We start from the raw sequence: 12188 nt of genomic DNA, 5'->3' as shown, positions 1-12188 counted from the left end.
AACTCATTATATGAATAGAATACTAATTTGGTCCATAACCGTTGCTTTAGCCGGTTTCTTATTTGGTTTTGATACCGTTGTAATCAGCGGAGCAAATGATCCCATAAAGCAACTTTGGGAGACCTCTCCGTTATTCCACGGAACATTCATTATGAGTATGGCACTTTGGGGAACAGTTTTTGGATCGCTCTTCGGAGGTATTCCAACAAAAAAACTAGGTCGTAAAAAGACCCTTTTCTGGATTGGTACCCTCTTCTTTGTATCGGCTGTTGGTTGTGCCCTGGCACAAGACCCCTATGCTTTCTCCGCCTTTAGGTTTATAGGAGGCGCTGGCGTAGGAATCTCTTCCGTAGCGGCCCCGATATATATCTCTGAAATCACGTCCAAAGAGAATAGAGGTAAGCTTGGAGGACTCTATCAGTTCTGGTTGGTCTTTGGAATACTGATTGCCTTTGTATCCAATTGGTTGCTAAAAGGTTTCGATGGTGCTAACGATTGGCGCTGGATGTTAGGCGTGGAAGCCATCCCTGCATTGATCTATACCATTATGGTACTTAAAGTTCCGAATAGTCCTAGATGGTTGGCGCTGCAAAAAAAGGATGATGAGGGTGCCCTCAGGGTCTTAGAACTCATTTATTCCAAAGAGACCGCGCAGCAACATCTGGATGAGATAAAATTAGATTTAGTCGAGTCCGATAAAAACGAAAACCTTTTTCAAAAGAAGTTTTCCCGAGTCATTTGGCTTGGCTTTTTTATTGCGCTCTTCAATCAACTATCCGGCATTAATTTCGTGCTCTATTATGCTCCAGAAATTTTGGAACAAGCAGGTTTAGGAGGAAAAGAATCGCTCTTCAATTCAATCGCCATTGGAATTGTAAATCTAATCTTTACCATTATTGGGGTGCGTTTGTTGGACAAACTAGGCCGGAAACAGTTAATTATAATAGGTTCTTTTGGCTATATCATTAGTTTACTCATGGTAGGTCTCTGCTTTCAGTTCGATTTGGGTTCTACCCTGACCCTCACATTTATATGCTCTTTTGTGGCTGCACATGCCATCGGCCAAGGTGCTGTAATCTGGGTGTTCATTTCGGAAATATATCCAAACAGCGTGCGCGCTTATGGTCAGTCCTGGGGCGTTAGTATACATTGGGTCTTCGCGGCGATCATAACCTTGATCACTCCATTTTTTCTGGATGCAAGTGAAGGACTCCTGAGAAATGCAGTATGGTATATTTATTATTTCTTTGGCGTGATGATGGTACTGCAACTCATTTGGGCAATTACTGTAATGCCAGAGACCAAGGGTATGTCTCTAGAAGAATTGAGCAAAAAACTGTTGAATAAAGCATAGATTACAACCCTTAAGGACAAGTGAAAGCTAGGTCGACGCCGTGCAAATAAAAAAAGCTTCCAATTTCTTGGAAGCCCTGTTATACTTGGTGGAGAATACCGGATTCGAACCGCTGACCTCTTTCCCGCCAGTTTCCGAATAAGCATTCTTCTAAAATCAAAAAATCATTTTATTTGTCTTATTTTCAATGTGTTACATCTTTTTTCATAAACTTTGAAATCATTTAATATCATCTGATTCCAACAAAAAGTGTGCACAAACTGTGCATTTTTATTCCTAACTTGATATAAATAAAGCATCAAAATTGGCAAAAGTTAGGCTCATTTTAGATACTCGAAAATCATCGAAAAGTTCTAATTCGGAGCTTTTCCCGATTGTATTACGAGTCTATCATATCAAACCGAGAATGATTCGTTTACCATATCATACTTCCAAAGTTGGTTGGAACGATAAGGAGCTCTAATTTCTTCTTATAGTACAGCTATAAGGTATAAACATGATAAGAACAATTGAATTTTTTTTGACCTTCTTGATTTGAATTAACGTATCTATCTCACAATAATTTCGCCTGCATTAGCCGCTATAAATCCGCTTAAAGCTCCAAGTATGTTAAGAATACAATGAATAAGAATACCCAAGTATACATTTTTTGTTCTCCAAACGATATAACTAATTATAATACCTAATCCAATAATTGCCAAGTAATTGTGAGGTTGCCAAAAATGATACAAGCCAAAAAGTAATCCATTAACGATTGGCGCCCATTTTTTGAGAAATGCCATTCTAGGTAGTAAATAACCTCTAAAAAATAATTCTTCGACCACAGGCCCTAATATACCATCAATGAAAATTGCAGCTAGGTATACCATTGCAATAAGACTGGTATCGGAAGTTCCAAAACTTGGGTCAAAATACCATTCAGGCAACCAACTAAATATAGTTTCACGAAATAAAAGACCAATAGGATAAAGTGGAATATATATAATAATACACGCTATTATACCTATTAATGTCCATTTTAAATATTGCTTAAAGGACAATCTGTTCACAAAAGGAATAACATTTTTTAATGATAATTTGCCATTCAAACGTTTTCCCTGAAAAAGCAAATGAGACACTCCAATAGGGGCAAGAATAAAAAGCTCTACAAACAATAATGCCGTTAAGCCAGGATAACCTAGATCAATCAGGTAATTACTTACCAAAATATAGCCCATCAAAATGGCTAGTCCAGGGTAGAAATGATACCATAATTGCTTTTTAAGGGTTAATTGATTTTCTGAGATACTGAATTGAGTTTTCATTTTGCTTGCTTTATTTAAAAAACAAACATCATTAAAAAAGGTTTCTTATTCGACCGATTACACAATGTCATACTAAATTAAAACCGTATGACTTTCGGTAAGCTCAAACTCAAACCTTAAGATTGAATTTTTTGGAATTCCGATGGTGTTAAACCTGTCCTTTTTTTAAATTCAGTATTGAAAGATGATTTCGAGTTAAAACCAACAGCATAAAGTACTTCAAGAACTGTAAGTTTTGAATCTTTATTTTCTTTAAAGATTCTTTTTGCATGTTCGATTCTGAAAGTATTTATCAAATCAAAAAAGCTTTTCCCAATCCTTTCATTAATCACTTGAGATACTTTTTTACTAGAAACTCCAAGTTTTTCAGAAAGTTGTTTTAATGTAAGTTCAGGATTGAGGTAAAGTTCTTCATTCTTTAGGGTTGCTATTATTTTTGCCTTGATTTGTGTTGCTTCACAATCTTGGAGGTTACTACCAGAATATTTTCTATCTGTCAGCGCTGTGTAAATGGGGGATTTTTCTTCTAACGTTTTGAAAATCAACCTTCCCATAAGAAGACCTATGATTAATAGGATAATAAAAATACTTATGTTGAAATATAATTGTAAGCCTAAGAACTGAAAAAAACTACTTGCCAAAGCCAATATCAAAACTAAGGCTACAGTAGTCAATAAACTACGTAACCATTGCAAAACCGGTTGTGAGTAAAATTCCTTCAAGTTCCGTATTTCTTGTTTTACTTTTCGATAAGAACAAAATAGGTAAAAGAAGAAATGAGCATAAACAAGCACATAAATTGGTAAAGATTCAATTGGTTGGTTAAGAGAATTAATTTCCTTTAAAATTTCAAGTTTGAAGTCCAGAGGATTAAAATGGTAGATTCTCAAAAAAACAATAAACACTACAATAAACGGGAGGAAATGAATAAGGTCTTTTAATTTGTTGTTTCTTGATTCATCTAGGGTGTATAACGTGTAGAAGTATATTAATGGTCCATAAAGAAACAGAAAGGATTCCGTCCATAGTGCCAAGTTTGGATAGTTAAAATAAAAACCGTTAATCATTAGGGCTCCGTCAAGTATGTCAATTGCCCACAACAAAAAAAAGACCCCTAGAATACGATTGACAAACTTATTCCCTTTAGAGGTCATAATGAGATATAAACCCAAAAGACTAAAAAGGGTACCGCATACAATTGAAAGGCCGTAAATTAAATTCATAACTTCTTTCTTAAGAACAAGTAAACAACCAATTTAATGAATACTTAGATTATCTTATTAACTAACTCAAGTTCTTCTAGAAAAAGTAATAATTACCATGCCAAACCCATTTTACCTTATATAAAGGGATGTCACCTATATATTTATGGTAAAACCATTATATTTTCTTGAAACACTCTATTTTTAGTCTACAAAGTAAATAGACATAAATCTTATCATTGGATATCGAAACACTTAAAATAACATCTGTCATTATTAGCCTGTCGGCCGGTTTACATGGGGTTATTTTACTGCTAGCACTTAATAAGTTATTCGTTACTAAAAAAGTTGATAGAAAATGGTTGTTGATTTTAGTTGGGGGTGTCACAATCACGTCGGTCTCAAGAGTAGCTCACCTAGTGAGTGAGACGCCAGATACAAAATATCTCATCTTCCCCGATATGATTCTTTTTTTCTTTGGACCTTGCTATTACTTTTTTTTGAAATCTGTTTTTTCAAATGAAAAAAGAACTTTCTCCTTAAGTTCGATTCTTTTGGCTTTTACCCCATTATACATTCACTCAATAGCGCTGATTATTCTTTTTTGGTCAGGAGCTGATTTTATAAAAAACTTAGTGAATCAAGTATATGACTCAAAACTTATATTCACATCCTTTGTATTTATTTTAATATTAGGTTGGATTCATAACATATATTACTGGTTTAAAGGCAACCGATTATTACAACAGTTAAGTTCTCAGTTTGGCGATAAAAAAATTAAGTTTTCCGCTTCATTTGTCCAATATTTCAAGTGGTGGTACTTAATTGCAATAGTTTTATTGGGAACCGTTATCACAATTTTTGCTGTTTCAGGTAAACTTAACCTCATTATTTATCATATTACATGGATTGGAATTTCTTTGGGTGTTTATGGCATTGGGTATTTTTTGATTTATCGTCCTGAAACTTTTGGGGATTTTCTAGTTGATTTTATTGAGAAAAAACCAACTAGCTCCAAAGAAAAAGAACTGATTGACAAAACCGCAAAAAAATTAAAATTTGCTCTTGAAAATGATAAAATATACCTTAATCCTGAAATTTCACTACTTAGTCTTTCCAGTTTATTAAATATAAATAATGTGTTATTATCAAAAACTATAAACCTTCACTTTCAAGTTGGTTTTTATGATCTTCTCAATAAATATCGCGTAGATGAATTTATTCGCTTGGCTAATCTTAAAGACAATGAGCGTTACACTTATTATTCATTGGCACTAGAAGCGGGGTTTAATTCCAAAACCAGTTTCAACAAATACTTTAAAAAATTTACCCATAAGACTCCTAGAGAATATTTTAGAAAGTAATTCTTGAAATAAAGTTGTTTTAGGTTTTTTAAAATCAAAAATATGTTCGTGTTAATTAGAACGAACGATTCCTGGCTTTCCAGCATTTTTCTTTGTACTCAGATTAGGCAAAAAAATATCAAAATCGGTTTTCATGAAGAAACTTTATTTTCTAATAGTGGTAGCTTCCATTTTTCTGTCATCCTGTAATTTAAGTCTAAATAAAGAGGCAAAAATTATAGAAAGAGAAGCGATATATCGCGAATTTATAAATGCTCTAAATACAAGTGATTCCAATATTATCAAATCAAAAATTATAAAACATTGGTCTGACACTTTGATTGGGAAAGAAAATCGTTGGTTACGCACTGATATGAATTATTGGTTGGCAACAAACAAAGAATTTGGCGATTTAACTTTTATAAATTATGCAATAGATAGCTACAATGGGAACCCTGTATCTTGGTTTCAAGGTGATTTTACAAAAGACTGGATAGGCTTAGAATTCGATTTTAATAATGAAAATAAAATTACAGGAACCAATGTGTTACGAAGCTGTTTACCTACTAATTCGGCTGCACTATTAAATAGTGATTCTTTAAGAGTACAAAGTAAAAACCTCCATTTCTATTTCAGTAAACTAATTGAACAAGATTTGTTCTCAGGAATGGTCTTATTGCCAAAGGAGATTCTATTTTGCATGAATACTACGGGGGACAAGAAAATAAAGAGCAAAATAAACCAATCACTTCAAATAGTGAAATGGTAATTGCCTCAACCACTAAAATGTTTACTGCTATAGCTATTGCCCAATTGGTCGAACAAGAAAAACTTGACTTACATACTCCGATATCCAATTATCTGCCTAACACTCCCGAACAAATAGGGAGTAGTGTAACGATAGAAAACTTGTTGACACACACCTCCGGTATAGAATTAGATGATATAGAAGGATTTATGGAAGAAATTGAAAAAGATACGTCAGTCAGCGAATTTTACCGTACGAATCTTAAATACCTACCTAAACTTCCAAATTTCGAAGAATTTAGGACTAATGAAGAATTTAATTACTCAAATGAAAATTTTGATTTCTTAGGAAAATTGATTGAAGTTGCATCTGGTAAAAATTACTATGAGTATTTACAAGACCATATATTTTCACCACTTGGAATGAAAAAAACAAGTCCCATAGACTTAAAACAAAATCAGAGCGACCTTGCTATTCCTTATCAAATTAATAGACAACGAGAAGGGAAGCTTGATGAGGGCTTCAGAGATGCCATGCCTTATAGTAATCTTGTCATGAGTAGGCCGGCAGGTTCCTTCAAGAGCACAGCGAAAGATATGTATAAGTTTATGTATGGGGTAAACAAAGAAAAACTCACTACTAATTTAATCAAAAGGAAATTTACCTCTAAGAAAGTACCAAATCTCGATATTCCAATTTATAAATCATGGTATGGCTACGGATTCTATATAAACGAAAGGAATGGAAACCTAAATTTTGGACATGCAGGTGGGATTCCTGGAGTTAGTTCACGTTGCGAATATTATCCAGAACAAGATATCTACATTATTGTAATTTCTAATTACAATGGAAGTGCAAATATGGTTGCAAATCACCTTTCAAACTTGGTTGAATTTTTTTAGATATAAAAAATGAGAAGTAACATAAAAATCACATTAATTATTTCTACAATAATTTTTGTCAGCTGCAAAAAGAAAATAAATGACCCTGAAACAAATCATCAAATCTTTCGGCTATCAAAAAAGGGTAGAATATCAACAGATGGTGGACTATCTAGAGGAGTAGCATGGGGAGATTTTGATAATGACGGTGACCCAGATTTGTATGTAGCTAATTCCAATGGACAATGGAATGCATTTTATAAAAATGATGGTAAAGGTCAATTTCAAAAAATGACAGCGGAAAGAAATAGTGAATCAGCAACTATTTCATTTGGGAGTAATTCACAAGGTGTTAATTGGGTAGATTACGATAATGATGGCGATTTGGATTTGTTTATTGTGAGTCGTGGTGAAGAAAAAAATCTCTTGTTCAGAAATGATAGTCTAGTAAGGTTTACAAAAATTGAGGAGAGTGAACTCACAAAAAAAGGAATAAGCGCCTCAATGGCTTGCTGGGCAGACTTTGATAACGATGGGGATTTAGATGTTTTTCTAGCAGGGTATAGCCATCCTAACCTACTATTCAGAAATGATGGAAATGAAAACTTCCAACCTATCTATGATACGGTTATTTCAGAAAACGAAGAGGGTCGTTCAAGAGCTTGCTCATGTGGAGATTCCAACAATGATGGGCTTCCAGAATTGTACATAGCCAATGCAAGAAAATCAAATCAATATTTCAAAAATTTGGGTGATTGGAAATTTAACCTGGTAAAAAATGTTCATGAAGAAAAAAATATTGGTTATTCCTACGGTGCATCATGGGCGGACTATGATAATGATGGTGATTTAGATTTGTTTGTAGCAAATTTTGATAGGGAAAACTTTCTATATCAAAATGATGGTCTTGGGTCTCTTTTACCCTTTACGGATAGTATTTTAACTATCCAACAAGGAGGTGCTTCTAAAGGTCACACCTGGGGAGATTTTGACCATGATGGAAATTTAGACCTTTTTGTTGCCAATGGTACATATGCTCCAGACATGAGAAACTTTCTTTTTATGAATAGAGGTAAAGGAGTTTTTGAAAAGACAATTCAAAAAGCCTTAGAAAAATCTGCTGATACTTCTGCAGGGGCTGCTCATGCTGATATAGATAGAGACGGAGATTTAGATGTCTTTGTTGCTAATTGGGGCAGTAGAGATCAGGTTAACACTTTATATAAAAACATTGGTGCCAAAGGAAATTGGATAACAATGAGACTAAAAGGAACTACATCAAATACGTTTGGGGTTGGAACACAGGTATCTATTTACACAAAAAATAACGTTTTACATAGGTGGTTATTCCCCAACACTGGATATGCAAGTCAAAATGACTATGAACTTCATTTTGGATTAGGGGATGCCAATGAAATAGATTCACTTAAAATCCATTGGACCTTAGGGAAAGTGGATATCTACCAAAACATAGTTGTAAATAAACATTTCCAAGCAACAGAGGGAAAGAGTATTAGAGTAATTAGGTAGCAGTTTTCAATTATAAAATTTCACAATGAATCATTCAAAAATATTTAAAATTCTTATAGACTTTATTGTTCCTTTTGGAGCGTTTCTAAGAAATGTCGACCCTGATAGGCCTTTCAAAAGGTGGGTGGAAGTTTTAATAAGGTTAGTTCCACAAACATTTTTTATTTACTGGATATTTTCACTTATTCCCGTGGCAGGAACTCTTGTATATATTCTTTCGTTTATTCCTTTAAGCATCCGCCAGCATTTCATAGAAAATAGAATTAAAGAGAAAACAGATAAGCTAAAAATTTTACTCTGGTATTATGTGGTCATTCTGTTTGGTTTTGGTGGTGTTTGGAGTTTTATTGGACATACTTTTATGGCCGATATGGTGGCTACAAAAATCGGGTGGCCGATAGGAAGTCCATTTCAAACCGAACTAGCATTTTATACGTTGGGCACTTCTATAGCCGCATTTATCAGCATTTGGCTAAGAGGACATATGATAACCGCATTAGTCATTTCTAAATCAGTTTTTTGGTATGGAGCGGCATATGTTCATATAAAGGATATGATTATTAATAATAATTATGAGCCATATAATGTTGGTCTTACGTTACTAGGTGATCTTGTTTTTCCAAGTGTTTTCATTACCATTCTTATATTAATTCTAAAGGATAATCTTGAAGCTTTCAATAAACTATCATTTTAATCCATATGCTATGAAAAAAATACTTTTAGATTAGTACAATTCTTCACTCTTATCTAAAATGAACTCATTTATATCAATGACTTAATGAATTTAAAAGCAAACCACCATAGGTTAGTTCGCTTTGCTCAGGACAGGCTTCTCGCCTAAAGTTTGTTCTACAAAAAAAAGTCCTAGCTTTCACTAAGACTTTTTTACTATTCCTGTGGTCCCACATGGGCTCGAACCATGGACCCCCTGATTATGAGTCAGTCTAATTATGGTTTCATATGATTTCATATGTCTTGAAAAGCCCATTTTATGGGGATTTTGATTATATTTAAATTCAATATAAACCATGTGAAACCAAAAAAAGCACGCCAAAAGCACGCCACTTTTTAAAGCATCAAATTATGGCAACAATCAAGATAACCTTCGATAAACGGGCGGATCACAAAACAAAAGACAAAAAATTTCCTCTAGTTTTACGCTTAGGGCACGCCAGAAAAACACGAGATATTCCTTTCAACTTACATTTGAAAGAAAATCAGTATGATTTTGCCACAGGTAAAATAAAGGGGATAATGAACGCTGTGCGCCATACCAAGCGTACTCGCAAGGTCTATTCTGATGTGGATCTATGGCTTGACGAACACGCGGGAGAAATCAAAAATTGGGAAATGAATCGGCTTAAATCAGAAATCGAACAACGATTTTTTAAAAAAGCTCCATCCAGAACGATTCTCAATCACGGAGCCAAATATCTTTATCGATTGCGCATGGAAGGAAGGTTTTCTACGGCCAGTTCTTATGAAGATGCTTTAAAGTCTTTCATTAAATACAGGAGGCACTTAAAGGGCATGGAGGATAATAAAATCAAAACTCTATTTGAAATCAAAGAGGACAAAATGATTCCGCTGGATGAATTCAAGGATTTGGATATGGAAATCAAGGCCATAGACTATGGGTTTTCTAAGGATTTCAAAGCTCATTTAATGAACCGTTATGCCTCTAAAAACACACCAGCTATCTATCTCCGCAGTTTACAGGCCATCATGAACGATGCGAGTAAAACCTATGATGATTTAAAAGACCATAAGCCCTTGTCAAATATCAAGAAGAAAAGTCATGCAAATGCCCCAGCACCGATTGACTTAAATGATATCCACAAAATTCGGACTCTGGAATTAGTACCCCACACGCCTATTTGGGACAATCGTAATTATATGCTTTTCATGTTCAATAATATGGGTATGAATTTCTTTGATATGGCAATTTTGAAACGATTCCAATTCGCAGACAATCGCATCAAATATTTCCGACAAAAAACACATTATGAAGGCGATTATTTTAGTGTACTTCAGAACGAGGAATCTTTGGAAATCATTAATCACTATTTGAATGGGCAAGGCGACAATGATTATCTTTTTCCTATTATACCCAACTTAACTTCTCCTGAACGCCTTCATAAAGTAAATAAGGGAAAGGTTAAAACCTTCAACAAATATGCAGCTCAAATTGCTGCCCTTGCAGGAATCGAAAAAAGAATAACCACCTATACCCTTCGAGATACATGGACAAACATTGGTCTGGATATGGGCATCGACATTCGAAAAATTTCCTCGGGGCTTGGGCATTCGAGTGTTCAGGTAACTGAAAAACATTATGGAAAAAGCGTGTCCGAAAAAATACTGGATGAAATCAATGCTAAAATCACGCGCGTCAAAAACTCATAACCGAAGGTCGCTGGTTCGAGTCCAGTCCCCGCCACTAGCAATCAAAGGGCTTTCGAGAGATCGGGAGCCTTTTTTGATTCCCTTCCTAAAACATACCTAAAACATTTTGATTTTTTTTTGGCTGATTTGCCGCATAAGAAAACTTTTTTGCGCTCTCCTCCCTTAAATTCACTTTTGTCTTCTTTCCCCCTATCCACAGAAAAACGCCCGACAGGGCGCAAGATTCAAAGAGGGAACTCAAATTTTTCTGTTAAAGATTTTGGTCCCGCAAAAGGTGAATTAACGGAACTATTAAAAAGAACGGTAAATGGTACTGTAATTGATTTCAAAAATGCTAATCTTCGCCGTGCCGAAAAATGGCCTATTTTAAAGACTTTTTTATTAAAATCTTAAATTTATCAGTCGGATAAAATAAAAGTAATTTCATTAACTGATTTTGTGCCTATTCTATTTTTTCTTTAAATGGTTAAATTATTAAATAAACAGATACCCTTTATTTCGGGTATTAAAAATCAATTGATTACTGCCATTACATTGGGTTTTCTTCTGGCTTTGATTATGGTTTTTTTAGAACCATTTGACACATACCGTTTTGAGTCGAATCATAAGAACTTAATTCTTGGGGGATTCGGAATTCTATTTTCCATCCTCTACGTTATAAATGCAAGGTTGGAAACCTCGTGGTATAAGTCCCATGGAGAATCATGGACAGTTAAAAACGAAATAGTCACTTTCATTTTATTAATATTCATATCAAGCATACCGATTCATTTTTATAACCAAATTTTTCTCAACGATTTGCTCAATCAGGATTTCGTAGCAAGCGATTATACAAAACACGGGCTATGGTTTTTTCGCAAATCCCTATTGCCTGTAATGGTGATGCTCTTTCCTTTTTTCATCTATCTCAGAAATAGACTCGGAAAAATAATTACTCCAGAATCCCTTAACGAAATAGAACTGTATGGCGTAAACAAAGGAGAGAAATTGGTGCTTCAAAAGAACCAACTAATGTTTGTCAAGTCGTCAGAAAACTATGTTGAGATTTTTTATGATAAAAATCAAAGTATTCATAACGAAACCTATAGGAATACTTTAGGAGCGATCAAAAAGCAGGCTCCCTTCATGAAACAATGTCATCGATCTTATTTGGTGAATGTTTCCAATATAAAAGGAATAACAGGGAACTCACAAAACGCAAAAATTGAATTTCATTATAAAGATTTAGAGGTTCCATTGTCTACCACATACTATAAAAGGTTAAAATCTTCTTTATCCATTTAGCCCAAATTCTCTGATTTCAGCCCAAATATTGTGGCTTAATCAAAAGGATTACCAATTCGTCACTCTTCTTTTCCTCCCTATAATCTTTGGGTTTTCTTTGGGGTATCGTTTCGTTTTTAGAACTGAAATAATAGTT

11 protein-coding genes are annotated in these 12188 nt (G+C 34.4%); 9 read left to right on the top strand and 2 right to left on the bottom strand.

The window, feature by feature from the left end; genetic code table 11:
* Nucleotides 1-10 precede the first annotated feature (10 nt).
* On the top strand, nt 11-1354 hold the full coding sequence (locus BFP77_RS00340) for a sugar porter family MFS transporter (protein ID WP_099572102.1): 1344 nt from the start codon (nt 11-13) through the stop codon (nt 1352-1354).
* Nucleotides 1355-1902: 548 nt separating this feature from the next.
* On the opposite strand, the gene BFP77_RS00335 is transcribed toward BFP77_RS00340, so the two are convergent.
* Entirely contained in the window at nt 1903-2658 is a 756-nt protein-coding gene (locus tag BFP77_RS00335; protein ID WP_099572101.1) for a CPBP family intramembrane glutamic endopeptidase, read from the bottom strand.
* 116 nt (nt 2659-2774) lie between these two features.
* Nucleotides 2775-3881, bottom strand: coding sequence for a helix-turn-helix domain-containing protein (locus BFP77_RS00330; protein ID WP_099572100.1), 1107 nt, complete (start codon nt 3879-3881; stop codon nt 2775-2777).
* A gap of 218 nt (nt 3882-4099) precedes the next feature.
* Here BFP77_RS00330 and BFP77_RS00325 point away from each other — a divergent pair, with 218 nt between their 5' ends.
* From BFP77_RS00325 to BFP77_RS00290, 8 genes are all read left to right on the top strand, one after another.
* Nucleotides 4100-5224, top strand: a complete 1125-nt coding sequence (locus BFP77_RS00325) for a helix-turn-helix domain-containing protein (protein WP_099572099.1) — start codon at nt 4100-4102, stop codon at nt 5222-5224.
* A gap of 133 nt (nt 5225-5357) precedes the next feature.
* The gene (locus tag BFP77_RS00320; RefSeq protein WP_099572098.1) at nt 5358-5972 is read left to right on the top strand and encodes a hypothetical protein; all 615 of its coding nucleotides are present in this window, start codon (nt 5358-5360) and stop codon (nt 5970-5972) included.
* Complete coding sequence (locus BFP77_RS00315; protein ID WP_180272275.1) at nt 5900-6853, top strand: serine hydrolase domain-containing protein; 954 nt, start codon at nt 5900-5902, stop codon at nt 6851-6853. Before BFP77_RS00320 ends, BFP77_RS00315 begins: the two co-directional genes overlap by 73 nt.
* A gap of 9 nt (nt 6854-6862) precedes the next feature.
* Complete coding sequence (locus tag BFP77_RS00310) at nt 6863-8362, top strand: CRTAC1 family protein (protein ID WP_099572096.1); 1500 nt, start codon at nt 6863-6865, stop codon at nt 8360-8362.
* A 25-nt stretch (nt 8363-8387) separates the two neighbouring features.
* A complete protein-coding gene (locus BFP77_RS00305) occupies nt 8388-9056 on the top strand; it encodes a DUF6790 family protein (RefSeq protein WP_099572095.1) in 669 nt (222 codons plus the stop codon).
* A gap of 389 nt (nt 9057-9445) precedes the next feature.
* Nucleotides 9446-10768 (top strand): tyrosine-type recombinase/integrase, encoded by a 1323-nt coding sequence (locus tag BFP77_RS00300; RefSeq protein ID WP_099572094.1) that lies wholly within the window; start codon nt 9446-9448, stop codon nt 10766-10768.
* A gap of 117 nt (nt 10769-10885) precedes the next feature.
* Complete coding sequence (locus BFP77_RS00295; protein WP_099572093.1) at nt 10886-11161, top strand: hypothetical protein; 276 nt, start codon at nt 10886-10888, stop codon at nt 11159-11161.
* 69 nt (nt 11162-11230) lie between these two features.
* Nucleotides 11231-12052: a LytTR family DNA-binding domain-containing protein gene (locus tag BFP77_RS00290; RefSeq protein WP_099572092.1), complete on the top strand. Its 822-nt coding sequence runs from the start codon at nt 11231-11233 to the stop codon at nt 12050-12052.
* Nucleotides 12053-12188: the final 136 nt, after the last annotated feature.

The organism is Maribacter sp. 4U21, from assembly GCF_002742365.1.
Taxonomy (GTDB): Bacteria; Bacteroidota; Bacteroidia; order Flavobacteriales; family Flavobacteriaceae; genus Maribacter.
This window is presented reverse-complemented; position numbering and strand designations above follow the sequence as displayed.